Below are 23623 nucleotides of genomic sequence, written 5' to 3' on the forward strand. Positions count from 1 at the left end.
TCGACAAATTTCATTATTTTATTGCATGGAGGCAAACTTCTCTTACTTCCTCCATTATTATCTAAAGGTCCACCAGCCAAGCGGTAAGCTTAAACCTAAATAAATGGTAATGGCAAAAAAGATAATTAAGAGAGTCCAAAAAACTACTGTACTTTTGCCTTTTACTGTCCGTACTAGTACCATTTCTAACATTGCAATTACAAGAATTCCAAATAATAGCTTAATATGATAGCCCATACTTGGATCAACAGCTAAAAACAATTGAATTCCTGAGGCAATTACAAGTAGATAAAAAACACGTAATATCATTTGGACAATTTTTGCAGGCTTTGCTTTTCCATTTTTTATTAGAATTAATGCTACGACAAATAAAATAATGGCAACAGCCCAAGATGTAATATGTAAATGTGTTGTCATGAAAATTCCTCCAGCTTTAAATTAATCGAGTAGTTAGAGTCATACACTAAAATGATATCATAAACCTTTCGAAAAGAATAATGTAACATACTGTAATTCTAAAGTTTGCTTCCTTTGCCTGTTAATTTCTACTCACTTGATTAACTAATACACCAACTTTTTCTATTGTAACCTCTACTATATCGTTTGGTTGTAAGAAGCGTGGTGGTTTAAAGCCATTTCCCACCCCTGCAGGCGTACCTGTTGCAATGATATCCCCAGGCTCAAGTGTCATTCCTTTTGATAGTATTTCGATGATCTCACCTATAGAAAAAATAAAATGTTTCGTTGAAGACTGTTGACGAACTTCTCCATTCACTCGTGTTTCGATCGATAATGCTTCTGGGTCTTCGATTTCAGATTTTTCTACAATCCATGGACCAATTGGACATGTTCCATCTAAGCTTTTTCCTAAAAAATATTGCTTATGACGACTTTGAATATCACGTGCAGTAACATCATTTACAATAGTATAGCCAAAAATATAATCGCTTGCCTCTTCCTTACGAATTTTTGTTCCTTTTTTTCCGATAACAATTGCTAGCTCCCCTTCATAATCGAGAGCATTTGTAACCTCTTGATGATTAGGAATCCTATCGTTTGAAGCAATAACGGTCGTTGGTGCTTTCGTAAACACGATTAGATCTGTTGGGATATCTTTTTCACTTCCCATTTCGATTGCATGATCACGATAATTCTTCCCTATACAAAAGATATTTTTTTGTGGTCTTGGTATTGGTGATAATATTTTTATTTCTGTTAAAAAATACGAATATTCATTGATCATCTGTTTAGTTTCTGCTTCTTCTACTAGTAAACTTACACGCTGTAAAAACGATTCTCCTGCTTCAATAAAAGAAATCATATCCTTTGGAAAAGTATTTGTCCCATACAGTGATTTTTCCAATTCTGATAAATGTACAATTTTCTCTTCCTTTATAATTCCTACAAACTCTACACCATTTTGATTGATTGCCGTTGCAAATTTCATCAATTATTGCTCCCTTCTTTTTAATGAGGAAATTTTACCGTACGTGATCCCCCGTAATAACCATTCCACTGGTCCCATTTGATAACTTTTTAACCATTGTTTACTTAAATAAAGCTGGATAAGGAAAATACAAATGGCCAGAAAAGTACTGAATACATAGCTAACCTTCCCATAAAGACTAAAACCATAGCTATAAAAAATGACACTACAAATGAGCGATTGAAATAAATAATTGGATAACGATAGCCTACCTACATTTGCAAACAATAGGAGCAGTCGATGTTGCTTCCATTTATTTGCGATTAAATAGATGAGCGATATGTAGCCTGCAGTTACGATCGGTCCACCAAATAAATCTTGAAAAACAAAAAGTGACAGGTTCTGGTTTCCTAAATAGGGGAGAAGTTTGATTACTAGTCCGATCGGTAGCGCAATACAAAACATTTTTTTGAAAAATCTTGTGTTCGCTTCCGTATGTATTAATTTTTGCTGCTTTGCAAAGGCAGCACCTAACAACAATAGTGGCAATATCATGAAAAAGATTTGGATGCTACCTACTCCCCAATTTGTATACGACCAATCGATTATCCGTTGATTTGTAATCTCGAGAAAACTACCATTTTGATAAATTGCTTGTACATGCTCTGCGATCTGTACCGGATAGATTTCTTCTGAGGAAACAAAGACAGATGCAATATAAGCAAGTACAACGAGAAGAAGATTAGGAACTGTATACAAAACAATTGCCGTGATCGTCATTCCTTTTGCCGATAAGTGAGTAAATGCCAGAAGAAAAATACCTAAAATTGCATATACGACTAAAATATCACCTGGCCAAATGAAAAAGGCGTGAATCATCCCAAGCAATAATAATCCAATCATCCGCCGGATTGCTGTCGGATAGAAAGCCAATTCCCCTCTTGCTTCTACCCTTTCTTTTATGATGATTAAGCCATAGCCAAATAGAAATGCGAATAACGGATAAAAGCTTGCTTGCGCCAAAATATCGACAATGGCATATACCCATTTGTCCCACGCAGTTTCCGCTAAAGTAACTGGATCTGCATATAAATATGGCGTATGAAAAGAAAAGATGTTTACAGCAAAGATGCCTAATATCGCCAACCCTCTCATTACATCTATTGTGGCGATTCGATCATACCCGTGATTTGTTCCAATTTCGTTATTCAATTTTTCCCCCCTCTTCCATGTATATTTTAAGTATAATAGAAACATTTTCGATACTCTAGGAAAATATTATTTGAAAGTAGGCAAAATTTTAACGAAAGAAATTGGGAAACAATAGGCATTTTAATCACCATCCTTTAAGATGCACATACACTATGAAAGAAATCATCTATAGGAAGTGAGATAGTTGCCAGCAATTGTCGGAATTGTTCAAGTAAATAGTGTAAGTTCAAGTGGAGTATTTCATATTGGCGACGTCTATCGAGTCTCTCCGATTTCTTCTGCAAAAACCTTTTCAGGTGCAGGATCATTCAATACCGGAGAACAACTATATGTATATAACCGTAGAAGTAATACAAACACTTACGATAGTGATCAGTTTGACCAAAACATAACCGGAAATGTATAAATAGGTTTTTCCGAGCGTTATTCTCATAAAGATTCGCAGAATGCCATCCATTCCAACGATTGTAGGTGAAGAAACTTGAATTTTTATATTCAGCAATCTATTCAAATTAATATTTTGCGAGTGGAGAGTATTTCTAACTCTTCTGTCTTACAAATCGGTAGTGCTGGAATTATTAAGTCCCGTGCTTCTTTAGCCAATACTGGTGGTTATACAGAACAAGCACCTAAACCCGAGCATGAAGGATTTGTCACCCCTACTATCGAGTCGATACCGGTCCCATTCCAGCCATAGGAGAATACAAAAAGGCATAAAGCTGAAGAATTAGTTGCGCACATCCATAAGGAGGAATACTGCATTGCAAAATGATTTGTATTATTACTTAAATCAATTAGCTGCCCAAATTCAAAAACAAGAAGCAAAGATTAAGGTATTAGAAGACGCACAATCCGATATGAAGCAATTACTAGAATCCTTGAAAAATAATCAAGCTGTAAATATTGAACGGATTGATTATCATTTTGACCAATTAAAAATTGAAAAGCTTGAAGGAACATTAAACATTGGCGTTAATCCAAATGACCTTCAAAACCTAGATGAATTTGCTGTCGGTTCTAACCAAGTTTTTCCGCAAGCATCACATAAATTTAATCCAGAAATGATAAATTATTTAGAAAATGAGCTACTTGCTTACATGGATAATGAAGTTCCACAAATGGTTGATGAAACGAAACGTGAATTTGGTCTACAATTAGATGATTCCTACACGGAATTTATTAAGCAAGACATTAGAAACCAATTAAAGCAGCGCATTGATTATTATTTGCGCCAACCAGCAAATATGAAGGAAAATATTTCGAATCAAGAAAGACAAGATCAAATTATTTTTGCGATTCAAAACGATATTAAACAAGCAATCAATTCATTCTTTAGCCAATTTCCGATGAAGGGGGATGAAAGTAGCGATGATTTTCGAAGTGACCAATCATGATTTATGTGTAGGAAAAATAAATATTTTAGGAGTTTCTAGCTCTTCCCTCGTACTTGTCGGTGATACGAATTCGATTCAATTAGTGTCTGCTTTTGACACACCACCTGAATCGTTAATTATTGGACCGTTAGTACCGTTAGCACCAGGAGGTTAATGAATTTCCTATGTTAAAACGTATTTCACATGTAAACTCAATTGATGTAACCTCTATCACTTTTAGTTCATTCTTACAAATTGGCGATTCGAAAGAAATCGATGCTTATTCGAGAGCGTTAGCTGTTCAAAGAGAAGAAACGATTTTCCATGGAAAAGAAGGCAGATTTAAAGACTATGATGTTTTTTCTATCCCACTTTTTCTCCCCCCACTGGATGAGGAAATCATTTCGGTAACAAATAATCAAAAAAATCACATTCATGTAGGCGAACTAAAAATAATTGGTCTTTCCTCGTCAAGCATTGCTCATATCGGTAATAATGAACGACTTTATGCAGAAGCAAGAATAAAGCATATTCGGCATATAACCCCAAACATATAAAGAGGAATATCTGAAAACATTGAACTTCTATATCCGCAGAAGCATAGTCTATTTTAGGAAAGTAAAAGATAACGATGGATTCGCGTTTTTTTCCTTTGGAGATAATCAAAATATTTCTCAAATGTCTTCTGCAGTTTTTAAGAAGAAAGATTTATAATTAAATTATTCCGAATCACATAGTTTTCCCATTTTAGATATTTCGATAAAGGATGTATATTATGCCGGCTTTAATTGGATCTATTCAAATTGTCAATGTGGGTGGCGGAATTGTTAATGTTGGTGATAGCCTAAACATATCTCCAAAATCAAATTCGAAATCAAATAATGGATCTGGTTCAAGCAATACAGGTGGCTTAATTATGACAAACAATGGTTTGAATGCAACGAACGCAATTGATCCAGATATCGTCGATCAACCAACCACAGCAAATGCTTAAAGGGCTTGAGATAGCATGATCTCAAGCCCTTGCATTCATGATGCTTCACTTTTTACGTTAAAGGTTATTCGTTAACCGATAATAGATGGCCACCATCGAAAAAGAATAAATATGTTTCATGTAATGGTTCTTTTAATATTGACTCAATTGCACGCTTATATAATTCCATTTGTGTTTTATAACGTGCTAGGAGCACTGGCTCCGCTTCAGTAAATCCGCCAGGAAAGCGATTTGTAATTTGATCTGTTTTAAAATCGAGCAATACTAATCCTTCCTCGTCTTTAAATAAACAATCAATGATACCTTGAATAAAGACTGGCTCCTCCGATTCCTTCCAATCAGAATAAATTTCAGAAGAGCTTAAAGAAAAGCTGAATGGGAGCTCGCGCTTCATCCAGTGAGCTTTCAGTAAACGGATGCCTAGCTTCGTATCAAATAAGGCAAGAATTTCCTCTATATCGATAACAGCTGCCTCTTCCAGCGTTAATAATTCTTTCGCTTGCATCTGTGCAATTTGCTCTTGAATGGAGGATTTAGTTGGCATTTTCGTCAAATCGATATGTTGCATCACCATATGCATAGCTGTTCCTCTTTCTGCTGGTGTAAGCTTCTTTTCCTGCAGAAATTTCGGTCTTGTTATAATTGGCTTTTTAAATGTGCGTACAATATCTTCACCACTTTGAAAATCTTGGATTTCTTTTGCACGCTTTAGCTCCGAAACCGATTGTTTGCTACGACTTTCCGTTGCTTGCTGATGTGCATATTTCCATGTTAATTGGTGGATCAGCTTTCCTCTATTTTCTGATTCGAATGGTACAGGCTCTGCTTTTTTTACAAGCTCTAAAAACTGTTCCTCTTCGGATTCATTTAGTAATTGACCGCCAGCCATTTCTTGCTCATTTACAAGGAGTACCTTCCATTTAGAAGGATGATTCCAAATAGCTAAATTATATCGCTCATTTTCACTATTCCTCTCTAAACGTAGAAGATCGCTATCTCGATGTCTAATCAATGCAGGTCCAACCCAATCCAGATAGTTATCACTTTTCATTCGGTCATAATCTGCTAACAGCCAGGAATTGATAGCTAAATGCTTTTGCCATTTATCCAATAACTTATCCAATTGCTTCGTTGAGCCCACTAAATAAAGCTTTTCCTTCGCTCGTGTTAAAGCTACGTATAGGACGCGCATTTCCTCAGCCACTAATTCTAGACGTTTCTTACGAACAATCGCCATATTAAACAAGGATGGATAAGTAATTTGCTTTTCTGGGTTAAAATAATTGGTAGCAAATCCATAATCTTTATCAAATAAATACGCTTTTCGAAGGTCCATCATATTAAACTTACGATTCAGTCCAGCAATAAACACGACTGGAAATTCCAACCCTTTACTACTATGAATCGTCATAATCCGAACCACATCTTCTTGTTCTCCTAAACTTCTAGCTACTCCTAAATCTTCGCCACGATCCTGCATCTTTTCAATAAATCGTAAAAAGCGGAACAGCCCGCGGAAGGAAGTAGCCTCATAGGCACGTGCCCGATCATAAAGTGCCCGAAGGTTCGCTTGTCGCTGTTTACCTCCTGGTAGACCACCGACATAATCATAAAATTTCGTATCCCTATATAGCTGCCAAATGAGATCTGCTAATGCTCCTTGTCTTGCCATTGTACGCCAAGCTTTCAATTGATTTGCAAATAATGACAGCTTTTCTTGAATGACTGTCTCTAGCTCTGTATTCACATGTAGCATGAGAAAAGATTTCACAGCCTCATAATAACTCACCTTTTTAGCATGAATGCGAATTTGTGCCAATTCCTCTTCCGTTAAACCAAAAATAGGAGATCGTAACACGGCAGCAAGTGGAATATCTTGATAAGGATTATCAATTACCTTCAGTAACGATACCATAACCGATACTTCCGCAGCGTTAAAATAACCTGTTGAAATATTAGCATAGGAGGGGATGCCTGCTTCTTTAAACTCCTCAATAAATTGCGGTGCCCATGTAAATGACCGAAGTAAAATAACGATATCCTTATATTGAAGCGGTCGGTAGCTTTTCGTTTTCGGATCGAATACTTGCTGCTTTTTATCCATTAAATCTTGGATTTTCCTTGCAACAAATCGCGATTCCATTTGGGATTGTTCCAGCTCTTCTTTACTGAATGCATCTGTTTCTTCCTCGTTATCCTCTAAATCCCCATCTGTTTCCTTTTCTCCATTGTCCTTATGAATAATTGCTAATTCAATAGGATAATCTTCTGTTTCCGGATATGGTGCACCTTTTTTTAATTCTGCAGCTTCATCATATGCAATTTCTCCGACCGAGATGCCCATTAGCTGTTTAAAAAGAAAGTTTGTGCCATCAAGTACCTCACTGCGGCTCCGGAAATTTTGCGCTAAGTCGATTCGTAATCCACTATTATTGCCATCCTTCGTAAATCGTAAATACTTTGCTAGAAATAGATTTGGCTCTGCCAGACGGAAACGATAAATTGACTGTTTTACATCCCCAACCATAAATAAATTTCCAGATACTTCGCTAGGACGCTTCACCAAGTGCAATATTGTTTCTTGGACCATATTCGTATCTTGATACTCATCAATATATACTTCTTTAAATTGATTTCGATATTGTAGTGCCGTTTCCGATGGTACAATTTCTCCCGTTCGCTTATCCTTCTTGCCTAATATTTGGATGGCAAAATGCTCTAAATCCGAAAAATCTACTAACCCTTTGTCTTTTTTTAAATGCTCAAATCGGCTAGCAAAAGCACGCACTAAATCGATTAATGTTGCCACAGGCTGCTTCATTTCTTGCAAATCCTTTACAAAGCTTTCTGGCTTACGGGAAAACAATTCATCCTTTAATTTTTGGATAATAGTTTTTCCTTCATCCCGAATTACTTTAGATTGTTCTACTAAATCTTTATCATATTCATCGCCACGGCAAGTTTTTAATTTTGAGAAGGAGTAGTTTTGAAATCGCTCATATAAGGCTACAAAAGATTCATTTTTCGCATCCATCAGCTGATCGACGATTGCGATATCGTCAAGAAAATTTTCTGCCCTTTTGTCTGGGCCACCAGGTAATTTTGTCATTTCGTAGCCATTTTCAAATAATCGTCTTGCTTCCGTTAATTGCAATTCAATATCAAATAATAATGGTTTAATAAAAGGCAATTCCTCAATGGACTGCCCCATTGATACATCATAGACAGCAATTAAATCACGTAGCCATTGCTCTGGATCTGGATTAGAACGGGAAAATTCATATAATGTTAATATCAGCTTTTGTAAGCCGGCATCACTACGATCATTCGTAAAAATATCTACGACTTGGAAAAATGCTTCATTATTCGGTTTCCCATACTCTTCCTCAAGCAATCCTTCTACTGCTTCATCTTTTAATAGTAAGCTTTCTGTTTTGTCGGCAATCCGAAAGCCCGGGTCTATATCAATTAAATAGTAATATTTTTTAACAACATTTAAACAAAACGAGTGCAGTGTTGATATGGATGCATTATTCAACAAACTCAATTGTTTTCTAAGATGATGAGAATATGGATTTTTGCTTATTTCCTTTTCTAATGCCACACCAATACGATGTCTCATTTCTGCAGCAGAAGCATTGGTAAAGGTAGCTACTAATAACTCGTCGACATTGATTGGATCGTCCTCATTGAGTACTTTTTGAATAATCCTTTCGACAAGGACTGCGGTCTTTCCTGATCCTGCTGCAGCAGCTACTAATATATCGCTTCCGCCAGCATGAATTGCCCTCCACTGGTCATCGGTCCATGTTACATCTATTGGTTTCATTGGTATCGTCATTTTACTAGCGCTCCCTTCACAAGCTCTAACGCTTCCCCACTTTTTAATGAAGGTAGTTGTCGATAATTATTTTCCTTCAATGTTTCATCAAATTGACAAACAGATTTAAACGGACAAAAAGTACAAGGCGTTTTATCCTTTAACTTATATGGCGCAATATCTACATTTCCTTCGACAATTTCATTTCCTGTTTTCTCAAAAATTTGATGAACATATTGTCGTAACTGGGTAAATTCTTCTTCAGATGCTGCTTTACTTCTTGCAGTTAACGTACCGTCGGTCTTTTTCAAGCCTGCCGATATAATTTTCGATTCTCCGCTCTCTAAAGTTTCATCCATCATCCGAACGACTTCTGGATCCGAAAGGACAAGTCCATTCATCTTAAACCGTTTCAATATTTCTTCTTCAATTTCATCTACCGTTAAAAGCTTTTTACTTTTAATTAACGGATTATGAATATGGAAATACAATACACCGGCAGGGCTTGCTTTTTGCCCAACTAATTTATCAGAATAACGGATTAAAATATCTAAGTACGTAAGCATCTGTAATGCAAGTCCGTAATAAACTTCTCCTAAATGCAAATCTCTATTACTAGACTTATAATCAATCACACGTAAAAATACACCACGATCATTTTTTGCCTGATCGATTCGATCAATTCGTCCAACAAGCTCCATTTTCGTCCCATTTTTCAATTGGAATTGAACGGGAGGTAGATCTCCCTTTGGACCAAAGGCTACTTCCATTCCAAGCGGTGAAAATCCACTAGCCTTTGCGTGCTCACTTAGTACTAGTGTAGCACGTAAAATAACCTTTTCTAATTTTCGTTTAATATATTGGTGACGATTCGAACTCATCAAAATTTCATTTTGTAATTTCGGTGCTAATTTCGTAACAGCATCCATTACTAAAGATTGAATTTGCTTGTGCGTTAACTTTGCCCATTGTAAATTGTTTTCTTGAATTTGATCACTAATATGCTTTAATGCACCATGGAACATTTCTCCGATATCTGGTGCCTCTAAGCGGAATATTTCTCGTTCCCGAAGCTTCAATCCATGCGCTAAAAAGTGAGAAAATGCACAGCTATTAAACAGTTCCATTCTCGATATACTACCTTGAATAGTTTCTCCATAGAGCTCTTTTCCTGTTTCTTCCGTCAGTCGTTCTGCCTTGTTCTCAAAAAATAGACTGGATAACACTTTTTCTGCTTCTTTTTTCCTTTCACTTTCTAGCAATAAATTATAGCTATCCCACCAAATAGGGGCAATCGGATATTTTCGTTTAAAAGCTTGTAGCTGATTCGTAACATTTGTTAATGTTATATCCCAGTTTACAATATATTCCATTTGCTCTTTTAACGGCAGTTCACTAGGCTCATTCGTAAAGCTATATTGTCTGCTTTCTGGAAGAATATCCTTTAATCTTTTAATATATGGTGACGGCAGTACAGCCTTTCCCTCTTCATTTGCTAAAGGATAACTGACAAACAAATGATGGCTTGCCGAAGAAAAAGCTTTATATGCCAAAAATTCTTCATCCATCAGTCTTTCTTTACTTGTTGGGGCAATTTTGACACCGGAAGCTAACATTGCTTCCCGATCTTCATCCGTTAAAACTCCTTCGTCTTGGAATTTCTTCGGCATTACCCCATCATTGACACCAATGACAAACACAATTTTTATATCAGAGAGACGAGAAAGCTCTAAATCTGCAATTAATACTTGATCCATTGCCGGTGGAACAAGTGAAAAATGCAAGGATTCCAATCCTGCTTCAAAAATTTCAGCAAATTGCTTATTCGAAACTTTCTCCTCACCAAGCATTTCAACATATTGATCCAATAGCTCCATAACAGAATTCCATGCTTGTTCATGCTGACGAGCTAATAATAAATTACCTTGTTCTTCTGCCTCTATTTGCAATTTTTCCAGTTTTGCTGGGATATCTAATTCCTCTAAATATAAATAAAGCGCAGTACTTAATGCCCTTCCGTCCACCGCCTTTTTAAAGCGGTTCGCTAACCGTAAAATCGGTGCGGAAATTAGCAGACGGCTTTCATTTAGCTCCTGCTCCATTTGTTTTTCTTCATTTGTTTGCGGTATGTCAAAATCGAGCCCGCGAAATCTACGATATGACCAACGTTTACTGCTTGTCCATTTTTCCCCTTGAATTCCATATGCTAAGCAGTAATTTTCCAGTCTATCCATACGTTCTCGAAGTTGCTCACGATTACCATCTAATGGGAATAGTAAATCAGTTTTTACCGCACGAAATACAGGGTCATATCGCCAATAACCATTAATAATTTCCAATGTTGAACGAATAAGCTCAATTAATGGGTGGTTCAGCATCATCCGCTTTTGATCAATATAGTACGGGATTTGATAATCCGTAAATACGGTATCGAATAATTCTTGATATGCTTGCCCATTTCTTACTAAAATAGCAATATCTCGATAGCGATAGTTATGGTCCCGTACAAAAGAAATAATTTTCCTTCCAATTCCTTCTACTTCTGCGCGAGGATTCACTGCTTCCGCTAGGATAAGATTTGACTCACCATTATATGGGCTTGCTGGTAAATGCTCAAAATGTCTTTCTAAATAGGCAAGAGATGGGTGCTGAAAGCGAACCTGACTTTGTAATAAAACATCCTCTTCCATTTCAATCGATTGAACTTCCGCAATTTCATACAATGTACTATACGTACCGCCTGTCATCCGAAATAGACTTAAATCATCAGGGATTCCCTCTGGATAAGCTTGGTCACTATTTAACGTAATCGTTACACGGCGAGAGTATTTCATTAACTGCTCTATTACGGCATATTCCTGTGGTGTGAAGCTATGGAAACCATCGATATAAATTTCCGCATCTTTAAGATAGGTGGATTCTGTAATTTTTTCTGCAAGCAATGCTAAATAATCCTCTGAAGCTAAATATTTGTCACGAATTTGCTCCTCAAATTGCTGATAAATAATCGACAAATCATGTAGCTTGTCTAATAATGCAGGATCTCCCTTTGCCTTTGTTTCCTCACGGGAAGAATAAAGCTCATTAGGAGATATACAATAGCGTTTAAATTCGGTCAATATACCTTCTATATGATCAATAAACCCAAATTTATCTGCGCTTTGAGAGAAAATCCTCAGCTGCTGTTTATTGTCATTTATAATTTTTCTAATGAGCATATTAATCCCATTAGTATTAATATGCAGGCGACTAATCCCACCTGTTTCCTGTAAAATCCTCCATGCCAAACGCGTTAAGCTAAATACTTGGAGGCGGAACATTCCATTTATTGCTGGGTTTGTCACCAGCTTATATTCAGACAAAAATGTCATTTGGTCTGGAACAATATAGATGATTGGATTTCCTTGTGGATTTTCTTGTAAAGAATCCGTCATTTCCTTTACTATGTAGGATGTTTTCCCACTTCCGGAACGGCCGAGAATAAAACGAAGTGACATACAACTACCTCCTATTTTTCATTTGTCTGAGGTAAAGAATTGTTTATTTTTTATTTGTTTTGGCTGTTTTCAAACGATTGTTGCTATTTATAAATAGCTAGAAAGACCCAAACAATATTAATTATCATATGAAAGAACAATAATCCTAGTTTAATTATTTTCGATAGTTACACTACCATTTTTCAAGTAAATATCCTCTTCTATTCTAACAATATCCAAACATAAATTCGACTATTTTATACTGGAAATAGTCAATGTGAACAGATCGCGTTTTTTTCCTAATTTCCTATAGTATACAACGTACCTTCTAGCCGTAAACAGAATAGGCTATGTGCGAGGTGAGTATCGTATGAATGTACTTCATAAGAACACAGTGGGGATACTGTTTGTTACGATTGGTTTACTAGTAACCTGTAATATTTATTCATTAATACCTTTATATACAACGATTGCAAATGAGATGGATATAGTTGCAAAGGATGTTGCAACCGGAAGTATACTTTTCACCTTATTTTATGCCTTTGGATTGCTTGTATTTAGTCCACTAGCCGATTCTTTTGGTCGTAGGCGAATTATTTTAATTGGTTTATTTGTCTCCGCAATTACCACGCTGCTCGTCTCGTTTGCAAAAACTCCTTTACCGCTTTATATTTTTCGTGGTATCCAAGGATTCTCATTGGCAAGCTTTGCACCAGTAGCATTTGCTTTTTCATTTGATATTTTTATGGAAAAAGAACGGACATTTTGGATTGCGTTAATTAATGCGGGATTTTTAGCAGCTGGTATGATTGGTCAGTTAACAAGTGCGTTTATTTTGCAGATCAGTACATGGCAGCACGTGTATTATTTCTTCAGTGCTGTTTACCTGCTATTATTTTTCCTCGGAATTTTTATTTTACCAAAAGTAGTTAATCATCATTCAAAAGAAAGTGTAAAAGGAATCATCAGCCAATTTATCAAGCTACTACGTGGCAAAATACTTAGTAAATACTATTCTATTGTATTCACACTATTATTTTCTTTTGTTGCTTACTATGAGGCATTAGGCTATTTCCTTCCCCAAGGAGATTTAAAGGTTTTAATACAATCGATTGGGTTACTAGGTGTCTTTTTATCCGTTTTTGCTGGTACGTTCATTTCCTATTTTTCTGCAAGAAATACGCTACTTATTGGCATCCTGCTTGGAATAGGAAGCATGATATTGCTTTTATTTAGCTATTCACCATGGTTTACTGCATTTCTTTCCATTTTCTTCGTTGCCTCCATTGCCCTACTCATTCCGACCATCATTCATCTTATCGGTACGAATAGCGGTGTTTATCGTGGCAAAGCGTTATGTCTCTATTCCTTTCTCTTATTAATCGGAGCAAGCTTAGGCTCTTTCGTCGCCTCGATACTTTCTTATCGAATGGTACTAATTCTTCTTATCTTTACATTTATGCATAATTTTTTCGTAACCTGGAAACTTAAGCGCATTTCATGATTAATGGCAACGAAAAAGGCTAAAAATTTAAAAACCTGTTGAAAACATCCCATTCAACAGGTTTAAGTGATATATTTATTCGATTATTTTTGGAAGGAAACTGCCCATTCGTTAATTGGCCAATAACGTAAATTTACCTTTCCGACCACTTCATTCATCGATACAAATCCAAATTGGCGACTATCAAAGCTATTTTTTCGATTATCACCTAAAACGAAAAGATAACCCTCTGGTACCTGCATCTGACCTGTTAGCTCTTGCAATGTAAAATTTTTCGTTAATAGACCATCTGTTACTTGCTTTTTAAATTTATCTAAGTACGGTTCATTGAAAAATTTATTGTTAATATACAGGTGATCGTCTTGATACGTAATTTCATCACCTGGTAGTCCAATTACTCGTTTCACATAATCTTCCTTGTCATTCGCATGGAATACAACAACATCAAATCGATTAATATCACTAAAGCGATACGAAATTTTATTTACTACTAATTTATCCCCATCCTGTAATGTTGGGGTCATTGATTCTCCCTCTACTACATAATTAGTAAAGAAGAACATTTGAATAATGAGAAAGATGATAAATCCCATTACCAGTGCCTTCAACCATTCAATGCCTTCACTTTTAAATTTCCCCATAATTTCTCTCCTTGCCTAATACTCCGCATAATATCGAAAGAGCTAAGTGAAATAACCACTATCGTTTACAACGTTGCTATTCTTCTTATTCCCCACTACTTTTTTTATGTTCTTTTTCCATCTTTTTATTTAACCGGATTTCGATTCGCTTCCCAACGAACCAAAGAACGACAATTAAAAGTAGTACAATAGCTGTTCGTTTCGGCTGTTGGATTAGCGATGGAATATCATGTCCTATGTAACTGATGATAAAGATCATTACCATTTTTCCTGACACAACGGCCAATCCATATTGGTATATGTTTATTTTTGATAATCCAGCAACAATATTAACAATGGAAGATGGCGTAAATGGGAAACAGAGTAATAGAAATAGTAGCCCAAATCCTTTTTTATCCACCCAATGAACAAATTTTTTTACTTGGCGATGATTTTTTATAAATGACAAAATACGCTTCTGTCCATATTTGCGTACTAACGCAAATACTAGCAATGCTCCGAGACTTGAACCTGTCCATGAATATAAAAAACCAAATCCTAAACCAAAGGCACTGGCATTTGCCATTACGAATATAAACAACGGTAAGAATGGTAAAAAGGATTCTAATAATGGTAATAGTATTCCTGGGATAGGTCCAAACGAACGATAATTTTGAACCAATTCCATTAAGTTTTCTAATGTGAACCATTCTTTTATGAGTGTAGCATCCATACAAAATCTCCCTTGTACAATTTCATTGCTGTCTCTATTTCATTTTCTATATCCTAAAGGATTGACCAATCTTCTTAGTGTTTTTCCAACTAGTTCGTTTTAAACAAAAAAACCTACAAAAAGTATAACATAATTAATTATTTTAAAATATATGAATTATACTATAGAGAATGAAAAAATAGCTGGATAGCCAGCTATTTTTTCTACATTATTTTGCTAAATATTGGTTAAACCAACTGTTAATATACTCTAAACGTTTAACTCGCAAATTCGGAATACCGCTTCTCGATAATTCATGATTGGATTCTGGGAAACGTATAAACTTTGTTTCTTTATTCCGATGCTTTAATGCAATGAATAATTGCTCACCCTGTTCAATCGGACAACGGAAATCCTTCTCACTATGTAATATTAAAAGCGGTGTCTCAATGTTCTCTACATAAGCAAGGGGAGAAATTTTCCATAATCCTTCGATATCATTGACATCGAGCTTATGCTGCCATTCATTAAAGTAATACCCAATATCACTTACCCCGTAAAAACTGATCCAATTGGAAATCGAGCGTTGGGTAACTGCTGCTTTAAAACGATTCGTATGCCCAACAATCCAATTCGTCATAAATCCACCATAGCTACCACCTGTGACTCCTAGTGAATTACCATCAATAAAATCAAATGTTTCAATCGCATAATCAACTGCTTTCATTAAATCATTGTAGTCATTTCCACCGTAATCCCCTCGAACTGCATCAACAAATTTCTGTCCATATCCATGGCTACCACGTGGATTTACATATAAAACTGCATAGCCTGCAGCTGCTAACGTTTGAAATTCATGGAAGTATGTATTTCCATACATTGCGTGTGGACCACCATGTACCTCCAAAATCAATGGATATTTTTCTCCTTCTGTAAATCCAACCGGCTTCATAATCCATCCATGAACCGCCCAATCATCTGCTCCCTTAAATTCAATTGGCTCTACAGCTGCTAATTGAACCGTTTGTAAAAATTGTTCATTACTTTTAGTTATTTGCTTTACCGTACCTTCTTGAAGATTTAATTCATACAAGTCACTTGGTTGATTCGGATAACTAATCGCAGCTACTGCTCTTCCATCTTTTGATACGGTTAATCCATAAATATGTGCTGCTTCCTTTGTTACTTGCTTTACTTCTCCCGTTATATTAGAGTAAAACACATTCGTGCTGCCGAGATTTGCCGAGGTAAAATAAAATCCTTCTCCAGAACTTGTCCATAGTGCACCTGGAGTTACTGCTCCTTGCTGAAAATCTCCTACTGTGGCATCCCCTACAAGAATATCCCAATCTTTAGATATACAAGTAAACGCACCTTTTACTACATCATATAAATATAATTTGCTTAAAGTTGCATTCTCATACTCTCTTTCATTTCCAAATGCAGCAATATACTGACCATCCGGTGACCATGTCGTATTGTAATAGCCTCCATTTTCCGCAGTAATTCGTTTCTTTTCTTTAGAATCAACATCTAACAAATAAATATCTTGCTTAAAGGAAAAATCGGTATTATCCGCATAATCTGCTCCAAATGCTATATATTTACCATCCGGTGACCAGCTTTGCAGCGAATGATGAACCTCCCCTTCCGTTACCTTTTCCGTTTCTAATGTTTTTAAATCTACTATCACAATTTGTTGGTATTTCCCACTGAAAAATCCTGCGCTATCAGATTTGTATTTCATTTTATCCACTTCAAGTGGTTCTAATTTTTTTCTTTCTTCTTTTTCTTCTGCTTTTACTAATGGCTCGTCCTTTTTCAATGCTACAGAGAAGGCTATTTTTTGGCTATCTGGTGACCAAACAGGATTTGTCGCCCCATTTGTTACCTTTGTTACCGAATTTGCTTCCCCACCATTTACATCAATAACATATATTTGGTTTTTACCTGAACGATTGGAAACAAAAGCAAGCTTTGTACCATCTGGTGACCAACGTGGTGAACTATTACGGAATTCACCAAATGTCCATTGGGTTACTTCATTTGTTGCTAATTCCAATACATATATATTGGAAACATATTCATTTTTTTCCTTTGAAATGGATGTTACTACATATGCTACCTTATCCCCCATCGGCGACAGTCTTGGATCACTGCTTGATGAAAGTTCATATAAGTCTTCTGCTACAATTCCTCTTAAGTTAGACATTTTATCTCACCCTTCCATGTTTACTGTGCATTTTATCGTCTGCATCTTTAAAACATTTCGACATTCGTAATACTTTTTCCTGCTATACTGTGAGAGTTTTTTTGCAATTATGAAATTATTTGTCGAAGGTAAAAGAGTCTCTAATTTCCATGATTGATTTTCTTCTTCTCTTCATATAATATAAATATATCAATATACAAACATTTGTTCTTATTTATAGGGGTGATAAAAATGACAAGGATTCCTTCAGAGGATAGAGACTTAATGGAAAAAGCAATTTATTTTCCAATGTTAGTTAAAGTTTTAGAGAAAGATTTATATATCATAAATAATAGCCCATTCAAGCTACGAAACCCTTATTTAATGTTGATTGACAACACCCTAACAGGAATTCAAAGCGAATTATTCTTAGTGAAAAAGATTATGAAAAAAAGGGGAATGAAGGTTCAAGAAGTGAAAAGGGATGATACTTTTACCACTTATCTGTTTATCTATAACGGGTATGAAGAATACCACAATTATTTTAATCCACGATTAAAAAATAAAGTAGAAGAGCTACTTTCCTATTATTTATTTAAGCGATTTGAAAATAATCAATCGTCAGACCAATCTCTACGGGTAACTCGATAAACCTTTCGTTTTTCCTTTGCTTCTTGGAATAATTCTGACTCTGTAGAGAACAGATTTTTCCGTCCATTTTCAGCGGAACGCTGAAGCATTTTTGTTTGTAACATTGCCGTTTTATACATTTGGTTTTTAAAGGTATTGGAAGATACTTGTAGACGAATACGTTGTTTGTTACGAAATACTACTTCTGTTGTTATGCCATCAATTCGTTCATAGCTTAAAACATGCTCAGGTGATATCCATGCACAATGAAGTTTACTCGAAGAAGCCGTAGGGAAAAAATAAATGGATTGTAGGGGATCAATTACAATTGGTGCCTTTATCGAAACACCGATCAATTCTTTTGTCCCTTCTTTTCTACCAGCATAACTAGATGCATAGAAGCGACAACTTTTCTTAATAATGTCGACTGGACGATACGGGGTAATAAATTCATTATCCAGTTCCATTATTTTCGAATACGTTTTACTGCCATACGGAATCGGAATTACCGACATAGTATATGGCGTTAATTCAAATTCTTCATGCAAGCGCATATATCCATCTCCTTTACAATTAATAAAAATTACCCTTTTATTATAGCAATAAAATCGACAAATGTCACCAATATTTTTTATTTTTTTCAAATAAACCAAAATATATATCTATAACCTTTTTTCTGAAGATTATAAATTTTAATTGAATATTTCGCCATTTTCTAATATAATATAAAATAAGAATTTTATCTGAAAAGCGAGAAGTGAATACCAAAACACGGAAAGGAGGAGAAATATGAAAAATGAAAATTCCTATGCAGAATTAACGAAAGCATATGCCTTGGCACATCAACAACGAAAGGAAAAATTTGTTCAAAGCATTTACATTGATATACTATTGCACGAATCGCTTTTGAAGGAAAAACAGAAAAAGTTAAAAAGGAAAATTGATGAAGCGATTGATTGTAATGACCGGGAGACGTTTCATTTACTTGCTGAAGAACTTAAAAATATTGAAAAAGAATTAAACGCATAAACACTATTTTGTGGAACTGCTTATTAGCAGTTATTTTTCTGAGTATCCAACACATTCCTCCTTTTTAATCATTCATTTTATTCCAGCTGTATAGAAACATCCCCACTATACAAATCCATCTTTTCTAAGAAGTCCATTTTACACATCCTCTCCTGTCGCACTACATAATAGAATGGACCCAAAAAATAATCCATTACTTTCTGTTTCTCAAAGTGGTGTCCTAACAAAATGGGACACCACTTTTTCAAAAACAAATGCAATTGTTTTTTATAAGCGGTGTCCTTCACAATTATTTATTATCAGTAGTATTTTCGTATTGTTCAATAAGTAAAATTCGCTCTTTCATTGTTGGATGTCCATAGCGGAACCACTTTACAAGTGCTGGTGGGTCCACTTGACTTAATCCCGTCTTTGTCAACTCTTGAAAAGTTTCTACACCTGCCTCCACATCTTGCGTTAATTCAATAGCATAACGATCCGCTCGCATTTCTTGATAGCGAGAAACTGCATTCGTGAGAGGACTTGTAGCAAATAGCAACATCGACACAATAAGTAACAATAACGGTAAAGAGGAAAGACTTTGGACAGAATCAATCGCAAAAATTTCCCCGTATTTTTTAATTGCCAAATTTAACAATTTGCCGACAACAAACAGACAAACAAATAGTAGCAGCAAATAGCCTACCATCCCAATATAAATATGCTTTTCTACATAGTGTGCCATTTCATGCGCCATAATGAATAAAATTTCGTTATCGGCTAAACGATTTAATGTAGTGTCCCAAAGCACGATTCGGGCATTTGCACCTATTCCTGTTACATAGGCATTTAAGGCATTTGTCTTTTCCGACATATTCACTTCATACACGTGCTCCGCTGGGATTCCTGCAGTACCTGCTAAATCTAAAATTTTATTTTCCAACGCTTTATTTTGGATTGGATAGAAATCATTATACAACGGATCAATAACTACTGGCTGGATATACATATAGAAAATCGTAAAAGGGATGGTCAAAAGCCATGCATATATCCACCATCGTTTTGGACTTTTCCTTAATAGCCAATACAAAACCGCTACAACGAAAAATAGCATTAACCAATTAATCCAAAAATCAATCATTCCATCTCGCATCCAAGAGGAAAAGTCTTGTGTGGAAATCCCATAATTTTTCGATAATGTATAGCGGATATAACGAAAAGGAAAAAAACAAACAAATGACAATAACGATAAACAAAAGGTAAATATCGCACTTTTCAATAATTCTAGCTTCCCATATTCATTCGCCCAGCGATAAAAAACCTTACCTAGTCCAAAAAGCAGGATAAACAAATAAAATAGCCATTCATATGGAATTTCGAGAAAAAATAATAGATCGCGAATTTTTGAATATTGCTCTGATAGCAGTAGTTCCTCGCGTGATAAAAAGGTTGCTGGATCAATAGATGTACCAACTAAATTAGCCGGTAAGGTAGCATCTTGGAAAACAAACAAGTACAAATAAATAAACCCACAAAAAAGTATGTACAATGATACCCCTGTAATAGCAATTTTTTTCTTCAAATGAGTCCCCTCCTGTATCGCAACTACATTTCTCCGATGCAATCTAGAGATAAAAGAAGCATGTCTCTCTAATGACATGTCCATCCCTTATTAGTATATGTCATTAGCGAAAAAGCATTTCCTTTAACAATAGACTGTTTTCGTATTCCCTGTCCTCCGAATTTCCAAACAAAAAATTGCCTATCACATGTATAACATTAATTCTTTAGAAAACAGCTAATAAATAAGAAACGATAGATAATACAAAAATCGATCCAATGACGACAATAATAACATTTGCTCCTATGTATGCTAGCAAAAAAGCAATTACCGCTCCTAACATTCCAAACCAAATATCGTCTTGAATAAATAAAATTCCCGGAAAAATAAGTGCTCCTAAAATAGCAAACGGTACGTTCTTTAATACGCCTTGTAAAAAAGGCGGAAATTGCACTTTTTGAAATACAACCAATGGAAGCATTCTTGGTAAATATGTCGCAATTCCCATTCCTACAATCATCCATACAATCGAACTGTTCAAGAAGTACTCCCCCCATATTCAGATTTTAACCAGACAATCAGCTCCACTAATAGCGCAGATAGTAATGTCGACAAAACAATGGCCCAACCGGATGACAGCACTTCTAAAAAAACAAATAAACAGTTGAATAACGCTGCAACTACTGCTAAAAAAACAACCTTTATATTTGCCTTCATGGAAGGTACAAGCAGTCCGATGAACATGGCATACAATGCAACAGACATCCCTTCTTGGAAAATATCAGGAAGACTAGCGCCAACGACAAATCCAAGTCCCGAAAAACAAACCCAGCTTAAATAGGCAATTATTGTTAAGCCAAACATATATCCCGTTGTAAGCTTCCCTTTTTCCACGGCAGCTACCGAAAACGTTTCATCGGTAATACCGAAAGCATACAATGCTTTTTTTACTGGCCGATCACTTTCCACCTTTTCATTTAATGAAGCAGCCATTAGTAAATGTCGAATATTAACAATAAAGGTAGTAAAAATAATTTCGATTACTCCAATCTGCTTCGCAATCATATCTAATGCCATATATTGGGCAGCACCTGCATAAACAAGTAAACTCATCAGTAATGTTTCAGATAAAGTAAGACCGGTCGTTTTGGCAAGAAACCCGTAAGTGAGGGCAATCGGCATATAACCTATAGCAATAGACACCCCTGCCTGTAAACCAAGTTTAAATTGATGTAATGGACGATGGACTGCAGTAGCTTCCAATCTCTTTCCTCCTCATTCCTTTGACAATTGTCTATGTAGATTAAAATTATTATAGAAAATATATGCTAGGAAAGACAATATATTTGCTAATGTTGCCCGTATATGCAGATAGCCCTCTGTTTCTTTAATCACATAATAGTAACGAGAGATCAAGCTATCCATATCAAAGAACAGACCTCTACATTTATCACTACTACAAGAGTAGAGAATAACAGATAACAACAATAATATAAACAAAAACAATATTTATTTATTGCAAAACGATAAATCCGATGGTAAAATCAAAACGTAAAATAACTATAATTTAGTGAGGTGCTTTTTTATGAAACAAGGAACAACGCTCTTTTTGAAAATAACCGTTATTCTGATTGGGATTCCAATTCTAGCTTTATGCATCTTTTTAGTACCAGAGATTGCGAAATATGCTGCGGAACTTTACCCAGATTTTACCTTTATAAAATATTTAGTATTTATCGATTTGTATGCAGCAGCAATACCATTTTATTTAGCACTGTATCAAGCTTTTAAACTGTTAAGCTATATTGACAAAAACAAAGCCTTCTCTGAAATTTCTGTAACTGCTCTTAAGAAAATAAAAAACTGTGCAAGTACAATCAGTGTTTTATTTGTGCTTGGTTTGCCTCTATTTTATCTATTAGCAGAAAGAGACGATGCACCAGGTATCATCTTAGTCGGATTAGTCTTAATCTTTGCTTCTATGGTAATTGCAGTGTTTGCTGCAGTTCTTCAAAAACTATTACAGGAAGCAATAGAAATAAAATCAGAAAACGATTTAACGGTCTGAGGTGAAAACAATGGCAATTATTATTAATATTGATGTGATGTTGGCAAAAAGAAAAATGAGTGTTACCGAACTATCAGAGAGAGTCGGAATTACAATGGCTAATCTATCCATATTGAAAAATGGAAAAGCAAAGGCGATTCGATTATCCACTCTAGAGGGTATCTGCAAGGCGTTAGATTGTCAGCCTGGAGATATATTAGAATATCGTAATAATGAAACTTCACAAGATTAATATAATGGAGACAAAACCGGTGACACCAATCAACCGTGTACTAAAACAGCTCGTTCGTTTTGGTTGGGAATTAGCATTATCCTGCTTGTTTCCTGTTGTAATTTTTGCCTCCTTGGCAATTACACAAATTATCCCGCTTCCCTTGCTCCCACGATATGATTGGCTACTCATCATATGTTTACTGATGCAGTGGTGGATGGTGCATTCTGGCTTGGAAACACGTGATGAACTGAAGGTTATCACATTGTTTCACTTAATTGGTCTTGCACTGGAACTATTTAAAGTACATATGGGCTCCTGGTCCTATCCCGAGGAAGGATATTGCAAAATTTCCGGAGTTCCATTGTATAGTGGATTTATGTACGCAAGTGTTGCAAGCTTTCTTTGCCAAGCATGGAGAAGATTGAGCGTAGAGCTCGTGAAATGGCCACCATTCCTAGTCGTAGTCCCGCTTGCTGCAGCGATTTATTTAAATTTCTTTACCCACCATTATTGGTTAGATATTCGATGGTGGTTATCCGGTCTCGTAATGATTGTATTTTGGAAATCATGGGTTACGTATAAGGTTGGTAGCAAGCGATACCGGATGCCGCTTGCACTATCGTTTGTGTTGATTGGATTTTTCATTTGGATTGCAGAAAATATCGCAACATTCTTTGGTGCATGGGAATATCCAAACCAAACCGAAGCATGGAGTCTTGTTCATCTTGGAAAAGTAAGCTCTTGGCTATTATTAGTGATTGTTAGCTTTCTTATTGTTGCGACATTAAAACTAGTGAAGAAGAATACTCCATAG

Annotated in this window: 24 protein-coding genes; 12 read left to right on the top strand and 12 right to left on the bottom strand. The window is 35.7% G+C overall.

Annotation, left to right across the window (positions count from 1 at the left end):
- Positions 1 to 57: 57 nt before the first annotated feature.
- The 3 genes from OEV98_RS02685 to OEV98_RS02695 form a co-directional block, all read right to left on the bottom strand.
- Positions 58 to 417 carry a YisL family protein gene (locus OEV98_RS02685; protein ID WP_263071639.1) on the bottom strand — a complete coding sequence of 120 codons (360 nt, stop codon included), beginning with the start codon at positions 415 to 417 and terminating at the stop codon, positions 58 to 60.
- A 121-nt stretch (positions 418 to 538) separates the two neighbouring features.
- The gene (locus OEV98_RS02690) at positions 539 to 1447 is read right to left on the bottom strand and encodes a fumarylacetoacetate hydrolase family protein (protein ID WP_263071640.1); all 909 of its coding nucleotides are present in this window, start codon (positions 1445 to 1447) and stop codon (positions 539 to 541) included.
- Positions 1448 to 1450: 3 nt separating this feature from the next.
- Positions 1451 to 2638, bottom strand: a complete 1188-nt coding sequence (locus OEV98_RS02695) for a DUF418 domain-containing protein (protein WP_263071642.1) — start codon at positions 2636 to 2638, stop codon at positions 1451 to 1453.
- Between the two features lie 184 nt (positions 2639 to 2822).
- Here OEV98_RS02695 and OEV98_RS02700 point away from each other — a divergent pair, with 184 nt between their 5' ends.
- The 6 genes from OEV98_RS02700 to OEV98_RS02725 all read left to right on the top strand — a co-directional run bounded on the left by OEV98_RS02700 (position 2823) and on the right by OEV98_RS02725 (position 5005).
- A complete protein-coding gene (locus OEV98_RS02700) occupies positions 2823 to 3044 on the top strand; it encodes a spore germination protein (RefSeq protein WP_263071644.1) in 222 nt (73 codons plus the stop codon).
- Between the two features lie 75 nt (positions 3045 to 3119).
- Entirely contained in the window at positions 3120 to 3335 is a 216-nt protein-coding gene (locus tag OEV98_RS02705; protein ID WP_263071645.1) for a spore germination protein GerPB, read from the top strand.
- Between the two features lie 64 nt (positions 3336 to 3399).
- The gene (gene gerPC / locus OEV98_RS02710) at positions 3400 to 4032 is read left to right on the top strand and encodes a spore germination protein GerPC (RefSeq protein ID WP_263071647.1); all 633 of its coding nucleotides are present in this window, start codon (positions 3400 to 3402) and stop codon (positions 4030 to 4032) included.
- Positions 4007 to 4186 carry a spore gernimation protein GerPD gene (locus OEV98_RS02715; RefSeq protein ID WP_263071648.1) on the top strand — a complete coding sequence of 60 codons (180 nt, stop codon included), beginning with the start codon at positions 4007 to 4009 and terminating at the stop codon, positions 4184 to 4186. Before gerPC ends, OEV98_RS02715 begins: the two co-directional genes overlap by 26 nt.
- A 10-nt stretch (positions 4187 to 4196) precedes the next feature.
- On the top strand, positions 4197 to 4568 hold the full coding sequence (locus OEV98_RS02720) for a spore germination protein GerPE (RefSeq protein WP_263071649.1): 372 nt from the start codon (positions 4197 to 4199) through the stop codon (positions 4566 to 4568).
- Positions 4569 to 4786: 218 nt separating this feature from the next.
- Positions 4787 to 5005 (top strand): spore germination protein, encoded by a 219-nt coding sequence (locus tag OEV98_RS02725; protein ID WP_263071651.1) that lies wholly within the window; start codon positions 4787 to 4789, stop codon positions 5003 to 5005.
- Positions 5006 to 5069: 64 nt separating this feature from the next.
- Here the strand turns inward: OEV98_RS02725 and addA are convergent, their stop codons facing one another.
- Both addA and addB read right to left on the bottom strand, forming a co-directional pair.
- Complete coding sequence (addA, locus tag OEV98_RS02730; RefSeq protein ID WP_263071653.1) at positions 5070 to 8846, bottom strand: helicase-exonuclease AddAB subunit AddA; 3777 nt, start codon at positions 8844 to 8846, stop codon at positions 5070 to 5072.
- The gene (gene addB, locus OEV98_RS02735) at positions 8843 to 12322 is read right to left on the bottom strand and encodes a helicase-exonuclease AddAB subunit AddB (RefSeq protein WP_263071654.1); all 3480 of its coding nucleotides are present in this window, start codon (positions 12320 to 12322) and stop codon (positions 8843 to 8845) included. The genes addA and addB overlap by 4 nt, the downstream gene beginning before the upstream one ends.
- A gap of 349 nt (positions 12323 to 12671) precedes the next feature.
- On the opposite strand from addB, the gene OEV98_RS02740 reads away from it, so the two are divergent.
- Positions 12672 to 13805 carry an MFS transporter gene (locus OEV98_RS02740; protein WP_263071656.1) on the top strand — a complete coding sequence of 378 codons (1134 nt, stop codon included), beginning with the start codon at positions 12672 to 12674 and terminating at the stop codon, positions 13803 to 13805.
- A gap of 83 nt (positions 13806 to 13888) precedes the next feature.
- Here OEV98_RS02740 and lepB read toward each other — a convergent pair whose 3' ends face one another.
- The 3 genes from lepB to OEV98_RS02755 form a co-directional block, all read right to left on the bottom strand.
- Positions 13889 to 14449 (bottom strand): signal peptidase I, encoded by a 561-nt coding sequence (gene lepB / locus OEV98_RS02745; RefSeq protein WP_407676485.1) that lies wholly within the window; start codon positions 14447 to 14449, stop codon positions 13889 to 13891.
- Between the two features lie 82 nt (positions 14450 to 14531).
- Positions 14532 to 15158, bottom strand: coding sequence for a TVP38/TMEM64 family protein (locus OEV98_RS02750; protein WP_263071667.1), 627 nt, complete (start codon positions 15156 to 15158; stop codon positions 14532 to 14534).
- A gap of 208 nt (positions 15159 to 15366) precedes the next feature.
- Positions 15367 to 17349 carry a S9 family peptidase gene (locus OEV98_RS02755; RefSeq protein ID WP_263071669.1) on the bottom strand — a complete coding sequence of 661 codons (1983 nt, stop codon included), beginning with the start codon at positions 17347 to 17349 and terminating at the stop codon, positions 15367 to 15369.
- A 231-nt stretch (positions 17350 to 17580) separates the two neighbouring features.
- Here OEV98_RS02755 and OEV98_RS02760 point away from each other — a divergent pair, with 231 nt between their 5' ends.
- Entirely contained in the window at positions 17581 to 17979 is a 399-nt protein-coding gene (locus OEV98_RS02760; protein WP_263071671.1) for a hypothetical protein, read from the top strand.
- On the opposite strand, the gene OEV98_RS02765 is transcribed toward OEV98_RS02760, so the two are convergent.
- Positions 17943 to 18512 carry a competence protein ComK gene (locus tag OEV98_RS02765; protein WP_263071673.1) on the bottom strand — a complete coding sequence of 190 codons (570 nt, stop codon included), beginning with the start codon at positions 18510 to 18512 and terminating at the stop codon, positions 17943 to 17945. The two genes, OEV98_RS02760 and OEV98_RS02765, sit on opposite strands and share 37 nt — an antisense overlap.
- A gap of 235 nt (positions 18513 to 18747) precedes the next feature.
- Between OEV98_RS02765 and OEV98_RS02770 the strand changes: the two genes are divergently transcribed.
- Positions 18748 to 18987: an IDEAL domain-containing protein gene (locus tag OEV98_RS02770; protein WP_263071674.1), complete on the top strand. Its 240-nt coding sequence runs from the start codon at positions 18748 to 18750 to the stop codon at positions 18985 to 18987.
- Positions 18988 to 19276: 289 nt separating this feature from the next.
- On the opposite strand, the gene OEV98_RS02775 is transcribed toward OEV98_RS02770, so the two are convergent.
- The 3 genes from OEV98_RS02775 to OEV98_RS02785 form a co-directional block, all read right to left on the bottom strand.
- On the bottom strand, positions 19277 to 20548 hold the full coding sequence (locus OEV98_RS02775; protein ID WP_263071675.1) for a M48 family metallopeptidase: 1272 nt from the start codon (positions 20546 to 20548) through the stop codon (positions 19277 to 19279).
- A 205-nt stretch (positions 20549 to 20753) separates the two neighbouring features.
- Positions 20754 to 21068 carry an AzlD domain-containing protein gene (locus OEV98_RS02780; protein ID WP_263071676.1) on the bottom strand — a complete coding sequence of 105 codons (315 nt, stop codon included), beginning with the start codon at positions 21066 to 21068 and terminating at the stop codon, positions 20754 to 20756.
- Positions 21065 to 21790, bottom strand: coding sequence for an AzlC family ABC transporter permease (locus OEV98_RS02785; RefSeq protein ID WP_263071677.1), 726 nt, complete (start codon positions 21788 to 21790; stop codon positions 21065 to 21067). Before OEV98_RS02785 ends, OEV98_RS02780 begins: the two co-directional genes overlap by 4 nt.
- Before the next feature lie 322 nt (positions 21791 to 22112).
- On the opposite strand from OEV98_RS02785, the gene OEV98_RS02790 reads away from it, so the two are divergent.
- From OEV98_RS02790 to OEV98_RS02800, 3 genes are read left to right on the top strand one after another with little or no spacing between them, the layout of a single operon-like run.
- Complete coding sequence (locus tag OEV98_RS02790) at positions 22113 to 22595, top strand: DUF2975 domain-containing protein (RefSeq protein ID WP_263071678.1); 483 nt, start codon at positions 22113 to 22115, stop codon at positions 22593 to 22595.
- Positions 22596 to 22605: 10 nt separating this feature from the next.
- A complete protein-coding gene (locus OEV98_RS02795; RefSeq protein WP_263071679.1) occupies positions 22606 to 22827 on the top strand; it encodes a helix-turn-helix domain-containing protein in 222 nt (73 codons plus the stop codon).
- A gap of 28 nt (positions 22828 to 22855) precedes the next feature.
- A complete protein-coding gene (locus OEV98_RS02800) occupies positions 22856 to 23623 on the top strand; it encodes a DUF817 domain-containing protein (RefSeq protein WP_263071946.1) in 768 nt (255 codons plus the stop codon).

Source organism: Perspicuibacillus lycopersici, assembly GCF_025660475.1.
Lineage (GTDB): Bacteria > Bacillota > Bacilli > Bacillales > Caldibacillaceae > Perspicuibacillus > Perspicuibacillus lycopersici.